Origin of the sequence: Streptomyces sp. NPDC049597 (genome assembly GCF_040675505.1) — a bacterium.
GTDB lineage: Bacteria > Actinomycetota > Actinomycetes > Streptomycetales > Streptomycetaceae > Streptomyces.
Genome location: NZ_JBFAOY010000015.1, coordinates 23978 through 41711, shown reverse-complemented (window position 1 = coordinate 41711; position 17734 = coordinate 23978). Strand labels below are relative to the sequence as shown.

At 70.5% G+C, this 17734-nt stretch carries 13 protein-coding genes; 7 read left to right on the top strand and 6 right to left on the bottom strand.

Annotated elements, in window-relative coordinates; translation table 11 throughout:
* Position 1: 1 nt before the first annotated feature.
* The 5 genes from AB0K02_RS18755 to eccE all read right to left on the bottom strand — a co-directional run bounded on the left by AB0K02_RS18755 (position 2) and on the right by eccE (position 7995).
* Positions 2 to 1897 (bottom strand): ABC transporter substrate-binding protein, encoded by a 1896-nt coding sequence (locus tag AB0K02_RS18755; RefSeq protein WP_365993557.1) that lies wholly within the window; start codon positions 1895 to 1897, stop codon positions 2 to 4.
* 199 nt (positions 1898 to 2096) lie between these two features.
* A complete protein-coding gene (locus AB0K02_RS18750; RefSeq protein ID WP_365993556.1) occupies positions 2097 to 5021 on the bottom strand; it encodes an SCO5717 family growth-regulating ATPase in 2925 nt (974 codons plus the stop codon).
* Positions 5022 to 5457: 436 nt separating this feature from the next.
* Positions 5458 to 5691, bottom strand: coding sequence for a DUF397 domain-containing protein (locus AB0K02_RS18745; protein WP_345614041.1), 234 nt, complete (start codon positions 5689 to 5691; stop codon positions 5458 to 5460).
* 253 nt (positions 5692 to 5944) lie between these two features.
* Complete coding sequence (locus AB0K02_RS18740; protein ID WP_365993555.1) at positions 5945 to 6661, bottom strand: hypothetical protein; 717 nt, start codon at positions 6659 to 6661, stop codon at positions 5945 to 5947.
* On the bottom strand, positions 6661 to 7995 hold the full coding sequence (eccE, locus tag AB0K02_RS18735) for a type VII secretion protein EccE (RefSeq protein ID WP_365993554.1): 1335 nt from the start codon (positions 7993 to 7995) through the stop codon (positions 6661 to 6663). The genes AB0K02_RS18740 and eccE overlap by 1 nt, the downstream gene beginning before the upstream one ends.
* Before the next feature lie 179 nt (positions 7996 to 8174).
* Here eccE and eccB point away from each other — a divergent pair, with 179 nt between their 5' ends.
* The 7 genes from eccB (at position 8175) to AB0K02_RS18700 (ending at position 15538) form a co-directional block, all read left to right on the top strand.
* A complete protein-coding gene (gene eccB, locus AB0K02_RS18730) occupies positions 8175 to 9701 on the top strand; it encodes a type VII secretion protein EccB (protein ID WP_365993553.1) in 1527 nt (508 codons plus the stop codon).
* A 14-nt stretch (positions 9702 to 9715) separates the two neighbouring features.
* A complete protein-coding gene (gene mycP / locus AB0K02_RS18725; protein ID WP_365993552.1) occupies positions 9716 to 10957 on the top strand; it encodes a type VII secretion-associated serine protease mycosin in 1242 nt (413 codons plus the stop codon).
* Between the two features lie 243 nt (positions 10958 to 11200).
* The gene (locus AB0K02_RS18720) at positions 11201 to 11674 is read left to right on the top strand and encodes a hypothetical protein (protein WP_365993551.1); all 474 of its coding nucleotides are present in this window, start codon (positions 11201 to 11203) and stop codon (positions 11672 to 11674) included.
* A 3-nt stretch (positions 11675 to 11677) separates the two neighbouring features.
* Positions 11678 to 13432, top strand: a complete 1755-nt coding sequence (locus AB0K02_RS18715) for a hypothetical protein (RefSeq protein ID WP_365993550.1) — start codon at positions 11678 to 11680, stop codon at positions 13430 to 13432.
* 76 nt (positions 13433 to 13508) lie between these two features.
* Positions 13509 to 14705 (top strand): S8 family serine peptidase, encoded by a 1197-nt coding sequence (locus AB0K02_RS18710; protein WP_365993549.1) that lies wholly within the window; start codon positions 13509 to 13511, stop codon positions 14703 to 14705.
* A 111-nt stretch (positions 14706 to 14816) separates the two neighbouring features.
* Positions 14817 to 15179, top strand: a complete 363-nt coding sequence (locus AB0K02_RS18705; protein ID WP_365993548.1) for a WXG100 family type VII secretion target — start codon at positions 14817 to 14819, stop codon at positions 15177 to 15179.
* Between the two features lie 59 nt (positions 15180 to 15238).
* A complete protein-coding gene (locus AB0K02_RS18700) occupies positions 15239 to 15538 on the top strand; it encodes a WXG100 family type VII secretion target (RefSeq protein WP_365993547.1) in 300 nt (99 codons plus the stop codon).
* Positions 15539 to 15627: 89 nt separating this feature from the next.
* On the opposite strand, the gene AB0K02_RS18695 is transcribed toward AB0K02_RS18700, so the two are convergent.
* Entirely contained in the window at positions 15628 to 17712 is a 2085-nt protein-coding gene (locus tag AB0K02_RS18695) for a serine/threonine-protein kinase (RefSeq protein ID WP_365993546.1), read from the bottom strand.
* Positions 17713 to 17734: the final 22 nt, after the last annotated feature.

Here is a 17734-nt window from a genome sequence, read left to right as displayed (position 1 = left end):
ACTATTCACGGTCTTCCGCGGTGGAACGGCGCCGCATCGCGACGACGAGCCCGGTGGCGGCGGCCAGCACGACGAGCGCGCCGACGCCGAGCACGACACCGGTCGAGGAGCCGCTCCCGGACCCGCCGCCGTCACCGGCCGCGGGCTCGGCCGACCACCAGCTCCAGTAGCCGTCCTGGCCGTAGATGTTGCCCGCGGCCTCGGGCATCGTCGTGATGGACTTGATCTGGTCGGTACGGTACGCCTCGACCGCGTTCGGATACGCGAGGACATTCATGTATCCCGTGTCGTACAGCCGCGACTGCATCTGACGGACCAGATCGGCCCGCTTGGCGGGGTCGTACTCGGCGGCCTGCTTGGCGTAGAGCTCGTCGAACTGCTTGTCGCAGATGAAGTTGTCGGTCGCGCCGGTGTCCTTGGGGGTGGCGGGCAGCGCGGCGCAGGTGTGGATCGACAGGACGAAGTCCGGGTCGGGGTTGACCGACCAGCCGTCGAAGGCCAGGTCGTAGTCGCCCTTGAGCCAGGGGTCGGAGACGTTGTCGAGGCACTCGACCTTCAGCCCGATGCCCAGATCGCCCCACCACTCCTGGAGGTACTTGCCGATCGCCTTGTCGTTCGGATCGGTGGCGTGGCACAGGATGCGGAAGTCGAGCGGCTTGCCGTCCTTGCCGGTGCGCTTGCCGGCGGCGTTCTTCCGGTAACCGGCGTCGTCCAGCAGCTTCGCCGCGCGCGCCGGGTCGTATTCGATCTTCTGGCCGGCCTCCGGCTTCCAGAAGTACGAGGTGAAACGCGGCGGGATGTAGCCCTCGCCCTCGACGGCGTGGCCCTGGAAGACCTTGTCGACGATCGTCTTGCGGTCCGTCGCGTGGAACAGCGCCTTGCGCACGGCCGGGTCGAGCAGCGCCTTGTGGCCACTGCCGAACTTCGCGCCGTCCTTGGACTGCGCGCCCGGGTTGGTCGCCAGCGCGAAGAAGCGGCGGCCAGGCGCGTCGTTGACCTTGATGTTCTCCGCGTTCTTCAGCGCGGCGGCCTGCGCCGGGGTCAGGCCCTGGACGAAGGACACCTCGCCCTTCTGCAACGCGGCGACGGCGGCGTCACCGTCCTTGTAGTACTTGAAGACCAGCTCGTCGAACTTCGGAGCGCCCCGCCAGAAGTCCTTGTTCGGCCGGAGCCTCACGTACTGGTCGACCTTGAAGTCCGTGATGACGAACGGGCCGTTGCCGACGATGGGGAACTGCTTGTCGTTGTTGAACTTCGAGAAGTCGCCGACCTTCTCCCAGACGTGCTTCGGCACGATCGGCACGTCGAGGGCCGTCATGGTGGCCTGCGGCTTCTTCAGCTCGATGACGAGCGTCCTCGGGTCGGGCGCGGTGACCTTCTTGAAGTTGGCCGTGAAGCTGCCGTTGGCGGTGGCGGCGTTCTCGTCCGTCATCATCTTGTTGAAGGTCCAGGCCGCGTCCTCCGCGGTGGCCTGCCTGCCGTCCGACCACTTCGAGTCGTCACGGATGGTGTACGTCCACGTGAGCTTGTCCGCGGACGGCTTCCACGCCGTGGCGAGTGCGGGGACGGTCCGGCCGTCCTTGGGGTCGTAGTTCGTCAGGTACTCGTACGCCAGCCGGTGGATCGAGGTGCTCACCAGCCGGGAGGCGAGGAACGGACTCAGGGAGTCCACGCTCTGCGAGACGGCGACGGTGAGGACCTGCTTGCCGTCCTTGCCGTCGTCCTCGCCCGACGCCTCCGACAGGGCCGGGGCGAGGGCGCGGGCCTCGGGCTGCGCGTGGGCGTGCGGGACGATCGCGCCGGACATCACCAGCGCGGACGCGGCGGCGGATGCGGCGAGGACCAGTCGGTAGCGGGGGCGTTGCCGGACGGAGCGGAGTGGAGCCTTTGTGACCATGGACGGTGACCTCGCGTCAAGTCTCGCTGGGAGATGGCGGGTTGCTGATCATGGGTGCGCCAGCTGGTGAAGCGAAGGTTTATCAGGGTGGTTCTGCCGCGTCAACGGTGGCCCAAACCGCGTGTGGGCTGCGGGAATGCGCTGAGGGCCCGCACCGGCGAGTCGGTGCGGGCCCTCATTGGTCAAGACCTCTGTCGCCTCACTGCTGAGGGGCTGACGGCGCGTGGGGCGGCTGCTGGTGCGGCCATCCGGCCGGCGGTACGGACGCCTGCGGATCGGGCTGACCGGGAACGCCCGGCTGACCCGGAACGCCGGGTGCGCCGGGGTGTCCGGCCGCGCCCGGCGGCGGCCCGGCCGGCGTCGCGGGGGACTGCGCCTGCGACGGCGGCGACTGCTGCCAGCCCTGCGGCGGGTACCCCTGCTGCGGGCCGCCGTACGGGGGCTGCGGCTGCTGGGGGTGGTGCGGCTGCGGCGGGTAGGGCTGACCGGGCATCGGCTGCCCCGGGAGGGGCTGGCCCTGCCACTGCGGCTGCCCCTGGTGGCCTGGCATCGGCGGCGCGGACTGCGGCGGCGGGTTGCTGCCGTCGGCCGTCCACAGGCCCTGCTGCTGCTGGGCTCGCACGAAGTCCTCGGCGATCAGCGCCGAGAGGTTGAAGTACGCCTCACGCGTCTTCGGGCGCATCATGTCGAGGTCGACCTCGGCGCCGGCGGCCAGGTGCTCGTCGAAGGGCACCACGACGACACCGCGGCAGCGCGTCTGGAAGTGCTGCACGATGTCGTCGACCTTGATCATCTTTCCGGTCTCGCGCACCCCGGAGATGACCGTCACCGAACGCTGCACCAGCTCCGCGTACCCGTGCGCGGACAGCCAGTCCAGCGTCGTCGACGCACTGCTCGCACCGTCCACGGACGGCGTGGAGATGATGATCAACTGGTCGGCGAGGTCCAGCACTCCGCGCATCGCGCTGTAGAGCAGGCCCGTGCCGGAGTCCGTGAGGATGATCGGGTACTGCTTGCCGAGCACGTCGATCGCGCGCCGGTAGTCCTCGTCGTTGAACGTCGTGGAGACGGCCGGGTCCACGTCGTTGGCGATGATCTCCAGCCCGGAGGGCGCCTGCGAGGTGAACCGGCGGATGTCCATGTACGAGTTGAGGTACGGGATCGCCTGGACGAGGTCACGGATCGTGGCCCCGGTCTCACGGCGCACCCGGCGCCCGAGCGTACCGGCGTCGGGGTTGGCGTCGATCGCGAGGATCTTGTCCTGGCGCTCGGTGGCGAGGGTCGCGCCGAGCGCGGTGGTCGTGGTGGTCTTGCCGACGCCGCCCTTGAGGCTGATGACCGCTATCCGGTAGCAGGAGAGCACTGGGGTCCGGATCAGGTCCAGCTTGCGCTGGCGCTCCGCCTCCTCCTTCTTGCCGCCGATCTTGAAACGCGCGGCGCTGCCGGGATTGCGGCTCGACTTGGGCTTCTGCTTGTTGTTGCGCAGCAGCCGGTCGGAAGAGAGCTCGACGGCGGCCGTGTACCCGAGGGGAGCCCCGGGCACGGACCGCTCGCGCTGATCGTGCGTGACGGGCGTGGGCCACGCGCCGGCGGTACGCGGGTCGACGGGCGCGCCGGGAGCCTGCCGGCCGGGCGCCTGGGCAGGCAGCTGTCCGGGGTGGGCCGCCGGCGGGAGCGACTGACCGGGCTGGGGCTGCTGCACCTGGGCCGGAACGGGCAGGGGGGCGTTGGGCGCGGGCTGTCCGGGCTGCGCCGCCTGGGGGAAGCCGTAACCGCCCTGTGGGGTCTGGGTGTTGGGGGCCGGCTGCGGCTGCGGCTGCGGCTGCGGCTGCGGCAGGGGTTGGGGCTGGGGCTGCTGTCCGGGCTGCGCTGCCTGGGGGAAGCCGTAACCGCCCGGCTGCGGGGGCCGCTGAGCCTGCTGCTGGGGGAAGCCGTAACCGCCCTGGGGAGCCGGCGCCGGGGCCTGGGCCGGGAGGGGCTGCGCCCGCTGTGCGGGCAGGCCCGGCTGCGCCGCCTGCGGGAAGCCGTCACCGCCCTGCGGAGCCGGGGCGTGGGGAGCGGGCTGTGCCTGCGGCTGAGGCTGCTGCCCGGGCTGCGGGAAGCCGTAGCCGCCGGGCTGCCCGGGCGCGGGCCAGGGCGCCGACTGGTCGGCGGTGGGTGCGGGCCACTGCTGGGCGGGCGCCGGTGCGGCGGGCTGGTACGAGGGCGGCAGCGGCGGCAGTTCGCCCTGCGGCGCGGTGGCGGCCGGGGCAGGCGCCCACGGCTGGGCCTCGGCGGCGGGCGCGGCGTCCTGGGGCACGGCGGCCCGGACCTCGTCGGCGGCGGCCTCGCCGTCCGGGTCGCCTGCCGGTGTGGCCTCGGCCCGCGCGTCGCGGGCGTCGTCGCCGGCCGGGGCGTCGTCCGAGGCGTCCGCCGGCGCCGCGGGGTCGTCGTCCGTGTCCGCGACGGCCACGGGAGCGTCGACGGGCTCAACCGCTTCGGCGTCGTCCGCGGGCTGGGCCGTGCTGTCGGTGGCGCCGGTGGTCTCGGCGTCGTTCTCCTCCGTGGCCTCGGCGGCCTCGGAGTCCTGGGACTCCCTGGCGGCGGCGATTTCGGCCATCTCGCGCTTGAGCGCGGCGGGGGAGAAGCGCATGGTGGCGCCGCTCTCCAGATCACCGCCTCCGAAGGACTGCGACGAGGTGTCGTCCGTCGCGGGCGCGGCAGCGGCGGCCGGCGGCGCCTGCTCGGCCGGAGCCGAAGCCGGAACCGAAGCCGGGGGAGCGGGGGCAGGAGGAGCCGGAGCCGAAGCCGGAGGGGCGGCCTCCGGAGCGGGGGCAGGAGCGGGCGGCGGTGCTGCGGGGCCGGGTTCCTGTGCCGCGGGCGGGGCGGGCGGCGCAGGCGCCCAGTTCGGCTCGAAACCGCTGCCCGCGGGCAGCCCCGGCACGGCGACCGGAGCGCCCTGCGGCGGAGGCGGGGTGTACTGACCGGTGCTCCCGCCCGAGGCGTCGCCCGACGCGTTCTGCGTGTACCAGGCAGGCGGGGTGTAGTCGATGGTGAACTCACCCGTCAGCTCGGCGGGCTCCGCGTCGGACTCGTCGACGGGAAGGTTCCAGCCCCCGTGGATGTCGTCCCGATCGCCGTTCACTTTGCCTCCTGGTGTGGTCGAGCACCCTTGTGCCGTCGTGGGTGGGGGCCACCGTTGACGTCCGATCGGCCCGGCTCTCCCCCTGAGGACGCGGTGAACATGCCCGAGGGTTCTTCTGCCGCGCCCGGACCCACCCTAATCGCCAACAACACCACTCCGTCAGGCCCGCCCGCCCCCGGCCGCTGTCCTGTGCGTCACGCCCTGCCCGCATGTGACGCCGGTACGCCGGAGCGTGAAGAACCTCATGGGGCAAACCGGCACAACCGCGCCGAGATCCGGAGTCGCTGGATCCATTCCGCCGGTGCCGCCCAACGATCCGGTCTCGGCCTCGGCGGCCCCGCGTCATGACGAACCGGCGGTCCCGCGACCCCTGCCCGGTCGTCGCGGGCCGCCGGCCCGATGTGAGGAGGCCGAAGCCTCGGCGAGGAACTGAGCCTCAGCGCAGGTCGAACTCGCCGTCCCGCGCGCCGAGCACGAACGCGCGCCACTCCGCCTCGGTGTACCGGAGAACCGTCTCCGGATCCAGCGAGGAACGCATGGCGACGGCGCCGCCCGGGAGATGAGCGATCTCGACCCGCTCCTCGTCCGGACTGGTGCCGGGAGGGCCCTGCCATTCGACGTCGGAGATGTCCAGGGCGTACAGCTCGTCCTTCTCCTGCGCGCTCCCCATCAGGGTTCCTTTCGCTACGGCCGACATCCGGCATCCGGTGTTTCGGCAGCCGGGTGAACGGCCCAAGTGCCTCGTGGCGCGGCGTAGTTCGGCGTCGCTCTCCGTCACCGTGGAACATCCTAGGCCAGCAGGCCGGACCTGGTGGCCGAGTTCCGGGACCGTCCACCGCGAGGTGACGCGGACGCCATGACGGGTTCCACCGTCGTGGCGTCATCCGGGGCATGCGCCTGCGCGGACCGGCGCGCGAGCGGGCTCAGTCCATCCGGCGGGCCACACCGAGCAGGCCGGACTCCGCGTCCGTCGCGCTCGTCATGACCCAGTGCCGCTCACGTCCGGCGCACCACAGCGTGACGCCGTCCGCCAGCGTCGGCAGAGCCTCGACCTCGCTCTGGGCGAGCCCCAGGATGCGCCCGATCTGCTGCGCCTCCTGCGGCGAGACCCTCTGGACGCCGACCAGCGTCGCGGTCCGCAGCAACCGCGGCGCCACCGGGCTCAGATACGGCAGAAGGGTCAGCACGGACTGCCACGGCGACGACACCACGCGCCCGCGCGGCGGCCGCATGCCGCAGTCGCGCACCACCACGACGGGACTGCCGACGGTCGCACCCATCGGGGGCACGCGCCCCACGTCGTGCAGCGTGATGCACTCCAGGCCCGCGCCGGCCGCCTGGGCCAAAACGGTCCACTCCCGTGCGCGACCGGTCTCCACCGCCACCCTCGCGCCCGTACCCGCGGCGCGCAGCGCCAGCACCTGCGCGGTCCACAGGCCGCCGATCAGCAGCACCTCGTAGGGGGTCGAGCGGTGGAAGCCCACCATCTGCGGACGCCCCTCGGCGTCGTCCCCGATGACCACCCCGTCGTCACCGACGGGGAGGGAGAGGGCGCCGAGGTGGTCGGCGGCCATGGTGTGCCCTGCGTGCCGCGGGCCGATCAGGCCCCGCAGCCCCTTGGACGTTCCCGTGCGTCCCATCACCGAGCACCTCCCAGAGGCATGGTCGCCAGTACGCCCGGCAGTTGTTCGCGGTCGAGCCGCAGCAGACCCACCTTCGCGGTCCGGGCCGCCTGCTCCAAAGTCCTGCGCACACCGACCAGTTCCGTGTCGGAACCGCCGGTGATCCGCACATGGCCACCGATGTCCATCGTGCCCTGACGCGAACCGTGCCGGACGGTGAGGCTGAAGGTGGTGGCGTACGCGGGGACGGCGGTCAGCAGCGAGACCAGCTTGGGCAGCGGGGTCGCACCCCGGCCGAGCTCGGGCCAGCGGCCGATCGCGTACGTCGTGTGCCAGCGGTCGTCGCACCGCCACACCCGGGAGGTCTCCGACGTGCGCCGCTGCGGAGCGGTGTCGGGCCGGCCCGCACGCGCCGCCGCCCGCGGGCTCGCACATGCCGCGGTCGCCATGGTGGAGTTGAGCTCCTCCTGGTCCAGCACGACGGCCTGGAAACCCGCGCCCGTGATCCGGCTGGCGACATGGTCCGCCACCCGGACCAGGCAGCGCTGGGCCCCCTCGAAGCCGCCACCGCGGGCCGCCACGGCCTCCGGACACAGCTCGGGGTCCAGCTTCACCGCCACCCAGGTCATCCGCAGTGCGGGCGCGCCCGTCTTCTCCTGCAGCGGCGCGTACGAGAGCCGGGCGACCGACTGCTGCGGAAGGTGCGGCGCGGGCGCGGCGCGTACCTGCTGCACCAGCTGTACCGACTCGGCCCGGATGTCGTCGACCGCCAGGGCGTCACCCAGCAGGGACAGCGGCAGAGCACGGGCACCGAACGCCGGCCGCAGGGCCGACCCGCTGGCCTCGACGCGCACCACGGCGGTCAGGAAGCTCCCGTCGCCCAGCATGCCGATGGTGCGGCGCTTCCGGTCGACGTACGGCGAGGGGCGCAGCCCCGGGACGCTCTCGGCGATCGGGGCGAGGGAGGCGTCGGTGTCGGGCGCGGCCGGTGCGGTGTTGCGACTGCGCGCACGCAACGCCTGAGCGGTCGACAGCCAGTCCTGGAGCGCGTGCCCGCGGCGGCGGATCACGGCGAGCAGCACGAGCGCACCCGCCACCACGCATGTCGCAACGAGCCACAGGCCGCCGAGGACCAGGCCCACGGCGACGAGGGCCAGAGCCGTCTCCACCAGGACCAGTTGCCGCAGCTGCAGCGGGCCGATCCGGCTCGTACGGGACAGAGGGCGCAGAGTCGTTGTTGCCGGGACACCCCGGGCAGTCCTCGCCCCGGGTGCGTTGCTGCGTTGCCGTCGGGAAGTGCCAGGCGCCTGACCGGTGGTCCGCCCGTTCCGCGCACGCGTCGCCGTACCCATCGCCGCGTTGCCCCCTCGTGTCCGTATTAGCCAAATTCTCATGGGCGTTGACCGGGCGATCACCCTACCTGAGCAGTGAGACGCGAGCGCCAGCAGGCATAGTAGGGGCGGCACGACGGCAGGCCGTCACGATGAGTGTGGGAACCTGGTCGCCCAGCGGGGAGAGGGACAGCGAACAGATGGCATCACGACGGGACGAACTGAACGCCTACACCTTCGCGAAGCGGAGGCTGATTGCGCAGTTCGTGCAGCCGAATGCGACCGGCTCCGAGGAAGGTGCGCCGCGCCCGCTGCGGGCGGTGCTGCCCGGGACCATCGTCGGTGTGGTGATCCTCGCGGTCTTCGGCGCCTGGGGGATGTTCAAGCCGGTGGCCCCCAAGGGCTGGGACAAGCCGGGCGAGAACGTCATCATCGCCAGCAAGTCGACGACGCGTTACGTCGTGCTCAGGACCGGCAAGAAAGTTCAGTTGCACCCCGTTCTCAACATGTCGTCGGCCAAGCTCCTGCTCGACCCGGACAAGGGCAAGGTCATCAACGTCGACGAGTCGGTCCTCGACAGCGGCAAGATCCCGCACGGTGCCACGCTCGGCATCCCGTACGCCCCCGACCGTCTGCCCGAAGGCAAGGAGGCCGGCGCGGCCAAGCGCTGGGCCGTGTGCGAACGGCCGGGGGAGGGCGGCCGGGCGATCCAGAAGGCGGCGTTCGTCTTCGCCGAGCGCGAGGCGAAGAAGACCGAAGGCGCGAACCGTCTGACCGGCGGCGAACTGCTCTACGTCGAAGGGCCCGACAAGACCCGTTACGTGGTCGACGCGGCGGGCACGGCCTACCGCGTGGACAAGGACGAACTGCTGCTGCGCCAGCTGGTCGGCCAGGACCGCGCGGCGCAGCGCGTGTCCGAGGCGTGGCTCGCCACCCTTCACAAGGGCGACACCATCACCTTCCCGACCGTGCCCGGACAGGTCAACACCCCTGCCGACATCCCCGGTGAGCTCGACCCCGAGGTCAACAAGGTCGGCATGGTCCTGTCCGCCACCAGCGGCACGAAGAAGCAGATGTACGTCGTCCTGCAGGGACGGGTCGCCCCCGTGTCGGACTTCACCGCCAAACTGCTGCTCAACAGCCGGCAGCTCGTCGACCTCGGCCAGGCCGGCGAGGCGACCGCGGTCAGCGGCGGCGCCTTCCAGCCGGGCCAGGCGTTCGGCCAGGACAAGAAGTGGCCGCAGGCGGCACCGGTGCCCGTCAACGACGCGAGCACGTCCGAAGGCAGCCGCAACACGGTGTGCAACGTCCTGCGATCGGTCGACGCCGACAACGGGAGGACCACACTGAGCACGTGGGCCGGTACCGACTTCCCGGCCACCCTGCCCACCGGCTCCAGCAGCGCCTACGTCACCCCCGGATCCGGGCAGCTGTTCCGGCAGTTCAAGGGCTCCACGACGGGCAGCGGCTTCCTCTTCCTCGTGACCGACACCGGCCTGCGCTACGCGATGCAGTCCAACGGCGACAGCGCCACCGACGATTCCGGCATCGGCTCCTCCGGTTCGGCCGAGGAGAAGCAGGCGCGCCAGGCGGAAGCCCAGCAGGCCCAGAACCGGCTCGGTTACAAGGGCGTCGACCCGCGGCCCATCCCGGCGGAATGGTCGACGTTCCTGCCCACCGGACCGCGTCTGTCGACCGGGGCCGCGCGGCAGCCCCAGGGTTCGTGAGGGCCGGTAGGACGATGACGAACACCAGTCGGCGCCTGTTCACCGTCGCGGCCGCCACCGCCCTCACGGTCATCGGTCTGCCGATGACCACCGCGGTGGCGGACAGCACCCAGTGCACCTTTCCGGGGAAGAAGTACGAAGGCCGGCCCTGGGCGCTCCAGCGCGTCCTGCTGGACGAGTTGTGGAAGCAGTCCACCGGCAAGGGGGTGCGCGTGGCCGTCATCGACACGGGCGTCGACGTCAAGAACCCCCAGCTGACGAAGGCCGTGGACACCAAGAGCGGCGTGAACCTGATCCCCAAGAACGCCAAGGACGCCAACGGCAACAAGCTCGAGCGCGGCAAGGAGAACGGCACCACGGACACGGTGGGCCACGGCACCAAGGTGGCGGGGATCATCGCGGCCCGCCCTGTCAAGGGCACCGGCTTCGTCGGGCTGGCGCCGGACGCCACGATCATCCCGATCCAGCAGAACGACGCGGACGGCAACGGCACCGCCGAGACCCTGGCCCAGGCGATCCGGCACGCGATCGACAAGAAGGCCGACGTCATCAACATCTCGCAGGACACGGCCAACGCCGTGGCACCGGCACCCGCGCTCAAGCAGGCCGTGGACGCCGCCCTGGCCGAGGAGATCGTCGTCGTCGCGTCGGCGGGCAACGACGGACTGGGCGGCAACGTCAAGCGCACCTACCCCGCCTCGTACGACGGCGTGCTCGCCGTCGCCTCGTCGGACCGCAACAACGAGCGGGCCCAGTTCTCCCAGTCCGGCGACTTCGTGGGGGTGGCCGCGCCGGGAGTCGACATGGTCTCCACCGTGCCGGGGGGCGGCCACTGCGCCGACACCGGCACGAGCTTCTCCGCGCCGTACGTCGCCGGTCTGGCCGCCCTGGTCAAGGCCAAGCACGGCGACTGGACCCAGGAGCAGATCGTCGCCCAGATCCAGCAGACGGCGGAACGCTCGATCGCCGGTCACGACCGCCTCGTCGGCTGGGGAGTGGTCGACCCGGTCCGCGCCCTGACCGAGGACGACAAGCCCATCGAGAAGCCGGTCGCCCATGAGGGAGTGACCCGCGCCGAAGCCCCGACCCCGGCCGAACTCCACCTGGGCGAGACGCCGGAACAGCGCAATGCGCGACTGGCGACGTATGTGCTGGTCGGCGGGGGAGTGGTGGTCGCGGCGATCGCGGGCTCGGCGGTGGCGCTCCGCGACTCCCGGCGCAGGAGCCGAAGGCTCGCGCGGGAGGCGACGGGCTGACGCTGCGTAGCGGTACGGCGCCGGTTAGGTGACAATTGCAGGCGCACACGAGGCGGTCCGTGAGACTGTTGAAGTCTCGTGACGGATAAGGCACTTGGCCTGTCATGCCTGGTGGTTAGAGTGGTATCCGATGCAATCGGTGGATGGCGGGTCACCACGATCGCAATGTGGGACAGCTGAGCACAGCTGAAGCAAACGGGGAGGAATGACTCGTGCTCGAGGTAGTTGGTGACGGGGGCGGCTGTGGCGAGTGACCTCGAGCGCGGAGTGGGCGCTCTGAAGAAGTTCCGGTCGCGCGTCGATGCGGTGCTCCGGGACCTGGAGGGCGGCGATGGGGGCGCCTCCAAGGTCGCGATGGAACGGGTGACGCGGGCGTCGTTCGGCGTCGGTGGCGGCATCAAGTTCGAAGAGGCGGACGGTTTCCACAAGGAGTACAACCGCGTCCACAAGGCGCTCGTCTCGCTGTCGAAGTCCCTCGGTGACCAGATCGAGTTGCTGACCATCGGGGTCCACGCCGCGGACGTCGGCTACGACAACGTGGACGAGGATCAGCGCCGTCGCTTCCACGAGATCCAGGCCCGCCTGGACGAGGAGCGGGATGCTGCGATCGCACGCGAGGAGGCGAAGCAGCGTGAGAAGGAGCAAGGCGACAAGCCGGCCAATCCCCCGCAGCCTCGCACCGACACCAAGAGCGGCACGTCGAATTGGGGGGGATGAGCGATGAGTGAAGAAAAGCAGCCGCAGCCGAAGCCCACGTTGACGCCGCAGGAGCAGGAGCAGCAGGAGCAAGAGGCCCAGATCCACGGCCAGTTCGCTGCCACTGACATGGTGGAACGGGCGAACGACATCTTCGAGTCCTTCGGCTTCGGCCCCGGCGGCAGCATCTTCGGGAAGACGGCGTTCGACGGCCGCAAGCTCAACGAGATGCTCGACCTCCTGGAGAGCGCGAACCCGGAGGCGCTGGAGGAGGCGGGCGACGCCCTGGAGCGGGCGACGAAGGCCATCAACGATGCCGCCAAGGATCTGAACGACTTCGTCAAGCAGACCAAGGCGGAGTGGCACGGTGAAGGCGCTGAGGCGTTCCAGACGTACGGCTCGGAGGTCGTCGGCTACGCGTGGGGGATCGGCAAGTTCGCCAACGCCGTCGGTGCCCAGATGAAGGTGGCGAGCACAGGCCTGGCCTCGGTGCGCAACGCACGGCCGCCGCGCGACACCCGAGCGGTCCAGAAGGACCCCAAGGACTTCAAGATCCCCGAGCAGTCGCCGGACAACCTGGAGTACCAGAAGGCGCTGCAGGTCGAGAAGGACCGGCAGGAGGCCATCAACCAGATGAACCGCCTGGCGTCCTTCTACGCGGTCTCGCAGGGGACGCTGGCTGCCCAGGAGCCGCCGAAGCCGCCGGCGGCGTACAAGGCGGCGGTGCCGCCGCCGTCCGGCAGTAAGGAGGACACCAGCGGTGGCGGCTCCGCCGCGACTGGTGAGGCCTCGGCGCGGCCTTCTTCCGCGATCACCGAAACCGGAGACACCGGTATCGGCGAAAGAACCCACCGAACGGGGATGCCCGGTAAGGCGGGCACCGTCACCGACTCCACGTCGATGGAGATCGACAGCGTGACCACAGTCACGCCGCCCACCACCAATCCGAGCCCGACGCAGCCGACCGTCGTCAACACCCCCAATCAGGGTCCTGGGCCCGTCACCACCCCGCCGCTCACCAGCTTCGGCCCGCCCGGACGCGCTACGTCCCCGCGCATGGGTGATTCGAGAACGGCTGGCGGACAGCCGTACAAGGCCGTAGGCCGAGAGGGCACGCGCGGCACCTACCAGCCGCTGGGCCGCCCCGCCACGTCGACGGGGCGGGCGCCGATCGCGCCCACCAGCGGCCCGACGTCCCCGACGGCCGGCCGTTCGCCCATGGTGGGCCGTCCGACCACCCCGGGCATCCCGGGTGGGGGCAGCCCAGGGCGTCAGGCGCCGAACACCGGACGCGGGCAAGCTCCAATTGTCGGCCGTCCGGGTGGCCAGGGGCAGCCTGCCACCGGACGCAGCACGAGTCCCACAGGATCCCGCAACCTCGGGAACGGAATCGTCGGAGGCACGCCTCAGCGCCCTGCCGGCGCGGGTACGCCATCGCGTATTCCCCGCGGCACGGTGATCGGCGCGGAAGCCTCGGCCGCGGGGCGCTCCACGGCCGCGCGACCGAGCCAGGCAGGCGTCGTGGGAGCCAACGCCGCCAACACGCCCGCCCGGCTCGTGGGCCGTGGCACCCCCAGTGCGAACGGTGTGGTCGGCACCCCGCGTGCCGCCGGCGCTCGCTCAGGCACGGGAGGTGGGGGCCCGGTCGGAGGCCGTGGCGGCCAGCGCCGGGACGACGAGCAGGACCGCGACGGCACCGCACGCCCGGATTTCCTGACCGACGACGAAGAGACAAGGGCGAATCGCCGACGCGGCGTTGTTCCGCCGGTGATCGACTAACCACTGGGAAGGCTCGGAAGTCAGAATGATGGCACGAACGATCGAGGCCCGCAGCGCTCGGCGGAGCCTCGGCACCGTGGCTGCGCTGGTGGCGCTGACGGCAGGACTCGTCGGCGCCGCCCCTGCGGCGCATGCCGCAGATGCGCAGGCGAAGCAGTGGTACCTGGATGCCATGAACGCCGAGGAGATCTGGAAGACCTCGACCGGCAAGGGCATCACTGTTGCTGTCATCGACACCGGCGTCGACCCGTCCACCCCGCCCCTCAAAGGCCAGGTACTCAAGGGCAAGGACGTTGCCGAAGCCAAGGGCGACGAGACCGACGACTATTCGGGCCACGGTACGACAATGGCCGAACTCATCGTCGGTACCGGAGCGGGCGGGGGCATCAAAGGGCTGGCACCTGGCGCCAAGGTGATTCCCTATCGGGTCAGCGACACCGAGCTGCAGAACAACGAGAAGGTGAACGCCTTCGACCAGGAGGAGGCGATCCGGGCCGCCGCCGACAGCGAAGCCCAGATCATCAACGTCTCCTTCGGCAACGAGTACTACAGCTCCTCGGTTCGGAGCGCTGTCAAGTACGCCCAGCAGAAGGGGAAGTTGCTCTTCTCGTCCTCCGGCAACGAGGCGAAGAAGGGTAACAAGAAGAACTACCCCGCCGCCTACCCCGAGGCGGTTGCCGTTGGGGCAGCCGGTCGGGACGGCAAGGTCGGTGACTACTCCACCTACGGTGACTTCGTCGACATCGCGGCACCCGGCACCGGCATTCCCGGGTACTGCGACAAGAGCCTGACCCGGTACTGCGACGAGCAGGGCACGAGTCACGCATCGGCCATTGCCTCCGCCTCCGCCGCCCTCATCTGGTCCGCCCACCCCGACTGGACGGCGAACCAGGTACTCCGCGTCATGTTCGAGTCCGCCGGACGCGGCGAGGACTGGGAAGAGGGAACGCTCAGCCGGTACCTCGGCCACGGCATCGTCCGCCCCGGCGCCCACATCAACCGAGGCATCGGCAAGCCGGGTGACCCGAACATCAGCCCTCTCACGAACGAGCGCGTCGGCGGTGCTTCCGGCTCGTCCGCCTCACCGAAGCCCTCTGCACCAGCTTCGTCACAAGCCCCTCAGGACAAAGCCGACTCCGCTGCCGCCGTGACAGGCTCTGACAACAGTGCCGACGACGACAGCCGGCTCGGACTGATCATCGGTGGTGCCGCAGCCGTGGTCGTTGTTGTGGGGGCGGCCTACGCGTTCGCACGTAAGCGGCGCACCGCCTGACAGCGTCCCGGCTCCGAGCAGCGGGCCGGGACGTTCGACTCAGACCATTCTGCGTGCGCGCGACAGGGCGGGCGCAGTTCCCATGAGAACCCAAGAAAGGGAGAGCGACACATGTCAGTCCAGAAGGTTGGCGATCAGAGTCTCAAGGATTTCCAGGACGAACTCACCCGCAAGTTCGAGGACGTCAAGGGGCAGCTGAGGGCTCTCCAGGGCGTCATCGACAGCCTCGAAGGCCGCTGGAAAGGTATTGGCGCCGGCGCCTTCGACGTCAAGCAGAACGAGATCAACCAGGGCATGGTGCGTATCGCCAAGCTGATGCTCAACTTCCAGGAAGCCATCCAGGTGACGCGGGTGACCGCGGGCAACACCGAGGACGAGGTCGAGGCGGCCCTCAAGGGTGTCGACGTGACCGCGGGCTTCTCCGGGGACGCCGCGGCCGAGAAGAAGGCCACGTCGAACATCGCCGCCTACTGACGTACGCGTCGGACACCGCACCAGCCAACTCATAGGCATCAACGGGACCTGGAGGGACCATGCCGGCAAACAACGACGGCGTCATGCTCGTCACCTACGCCTCGCTCGAAGAGGCTGCCACGACCATCGAGAAGCAGGCCAAGCGACTTGACGACGCTCTGGAGGCCATCCAGACGCAGATCCGCACCGTCTCCAACACCTGGGAAGGTGAGGCGAAGGTCGCGGCGGACGGCGCCCACAAGAAGTGGGACACGGAGACGCGCGCGATCCACACGGCCCTGAAGGGCATCGCAAAGGCGGTCCGTGAGGCCGGCCCGGCTTACCAGGCCGGCGACAAGAAGGCCGCCGGCTACTTCTAAGCACGGCCGGACATCAGTACAGGGTGGGCACGCGCGGGAGGTGCCCACCCTGTCCTTGTACTCCCGCCCCGCCGATATGGGCATGCCTCTTACGCGAACACCGGAAGCGCCACCACCTCCGCCCCTGCCCTCACGAAGAGGCGGTTGCCATCGCCGTTCAACCAGTAGGACCCGGCGTCCTTCGGCAGCTGGCGGCTCCAGACGTGCTTGTTGTCGCTGCGGGAGATCGCATGGAGCTCCCATGCGCCCCCATCGCCTGCGTTCGAGCTGATGGCGCACACCGCATCGCCCTGCACTACCACCGGGCTGTCCGCGAAGGAGCCTTCCGGTGATCTCCAGACCTCGGTGCCGTCTGTTGCGTCGAACGCCAATATGTAGGGTCCTCGTGTGCTGTACACGGTGTCGTCCTTGACGAGAGGAGGGCCCGAGGGCTGCAGCATGCCGTGGATTGAGCTGCTCTTCGACCACCGTTCGGTGCCGTCCGACAGGTTGCGGGCGGTCAGCGTGGCACCGTTGATCAGGACCATGTCCTTGTACAGCACAGGGTAGAGACCTGCCTGCCCAGTGGGCGACTGGTCGTCGATGTTCCACACCTCCTGGCCGTCGGCCGTGTCGACGGCCAGGACGCGGCCCTTGCCCGTCGCGATCACCAGTCGGCTGCCCCCCGCCACGCCGCGCGGACGGGTTTCGGCATCCAGCAAGACCTTGGGGCGGACGGTCCAGAGGATGCTGCCGTCGGAGCGGCTGATGCTGCGGAGCCGGTCGTTCTTGGTGACGATGTACACGGCCGAGTCGTCGGCGGCCAGGATGTGCTGCGCGGCTGCGGGGACCGACCACCGTGCTTCGCCCGACGAGGCGACGAACGTGACTACGTCGCCCTCCTTGTCGACGGCCGCGACGAGCGCGTCCGACAAGGTGACGATGCCGGCGGCCGGGACCGGGCCGGGGGCATGCCAGCGGCGCTTTCCGTCGATGACGCCGTGGGCGGCCAGTCCGCCCTCCGGGGCTCCGACAGCGAGCACGACATCGCGCACAGGCAGCAAGCCGCCCCCCGTCTTGTCGAGCAGCCCTGCGCCGGCCCACAGCGGTTCGGGGCCCTCAGCCGTCGCGGCGACCGGGTCGGCCATCGGGGTGTCGGCCGCCGGAGGCAGGGCGTAGGGGCCCGAGTCACCCCGGTTGCCCAGCCACCACGCCGTCGCCCCGCCTCCGGCTGCCAGGACCGCGCCGCCCACCGCGAGTGTGGTGAGCAGGCGCCGTCGCGACATTCCCCCGGAGTCCGAGGAGGTAACCACCGTTGTCAGGTGGTGGATCGTGCGTTCCTGCTCCTTGATGTCAGACGCCAGTGGCCCATGGCGCCACATCCGTTCCGCGCCTCGGGGAGGCGCAAACGCCACCGCCAGCTGCCCGGGTGTCGGCCGGTGCGCCGGGTCCTTGGCGAGGCAGGGGCCGATGAGCGGCGCGAGAGGAGGCGGGACCCGGTCCATACGGGGTGCTCCGTGCACGACCTCGTACTGCACTGCTGCGACGTGGGTTCCGGTGAACGCCTGGGTCCCTGTGGTCGCGTAGATCAGCACAGCCCCCAGGGAGAACACGTCCGCTGCGGGCCCGACACGCCGGCCCAGCACTTGCTCGGGAGCGCCGAAGCCGGGAGTGACGGGGATCTGCCCAGTGGTCGTGAGGGTGAGCCCGTGTTCAGGCCGGGCAATGCCGAAGTCGATGACGCGCGGTCCGGCCGAGGTCAGAACGATGTTGGCGGGCTTGAGATCGCGGTGGACCAGCCCGGTCGCATGGATGTCGGCCAGCGTCCGGGCCAGCGAGGAGGCCAGGACGCGCAGTGTCGGCTCGTCCAGTGGCCCGTGACGGCTGATGGCATCGTCCAGCGTCGGACCGGTCAAGAACTCGGTGGCGATCCATGGGCGCCCGCCGTCGGTGTGCGCGCCGAGCACTCTTGCGACGCCTGTGCTGCTGACGGACTGCGCCGTTTGGGCCTCGCGGACGAAGCGTTGGGCCAGCTTCGTGTCGTGTGCCAGTTCGGGGCGGAGGACCTTCACAGCGGCTTTCCTGCCGAAGGAGTCCTGGCCGAAGTAGACCTTGCCCATACCGCCCTCGCCGAGGACGCCGAGGAGTCGGTACGGTCCGAGCCGGAGCGGATCGCCGGTGCCGAGGGGTTTCACGAGGAAGGCTGCTTTCTACGCA

Excerpts from the sequence above, each read along its gene's own strand:
- AB0K02_RS18745 (WP_345614041.1), bottom strand. The coding sequence starts at position 5,691 with ATGGGGAGCGCGCAGGAGAAGGACGAGCTGTACGCCCTGGACATCTCC.
- AB0K02_RS18700 (WP_365993547.1), top strand. The coding sequence starts at position 15,239 with ATGCCGGCAAACAACGACGGCGTCATGCTCGTCACCTACGCCTCGCTC.
- eccE (WP_365993554.1), bottom strand. The coding sequence starts at position 7,995 with ATGGGTACGGCGACGCGTGCGCGGAACGGGCGGACCACCGGTCAGGCG.
- AB0K02_RS18715 (WP_365993550.1), top strand. The coding sequence starts at position 11,678 with ATGAGTGAAGAAAAGCAGCCGCAGCCGAAGCCCACGTTGACGCCGCAG.
- AB0K02_RS18705 (WP_365993548.1), top strand. The coding sequence starts at position 14,817 with ATGTCAGTCCAGAAGGTTGGCGATCAGAGTCTCAAGGATTTCCAGGAC.
- mycP (WP_365993552.1), top strand. The coding sequence starts at position 9,716 with ATGACGAACACCAGTCGGCGCCTGTTCACCGTCGCGGCCGCCACCGCC.
- AB0K02_RS18755 (WP_365993557.1), bottom strand. The coding sequence starts at position 1,897 with ATGGTCACAAAGGCTCCACTCCGCTCCGTCCGGCAACGCCCCCGCTAC.
- AB0K02_RS18740 (WP_365993555.1), bottom strand. The coding sequence starts at position 6,661 with ATGGGACGCACGGGAACGTCCAAGGGGCTGCGGGGCCTGATCGGCCCG.
- eccB (WP_365993553.1), top strand. The coding sequence starts at position 8,175 with ATGGCATCACGACGGGACGAACTGAACGCCTACACCTTCGCGAAGCGG.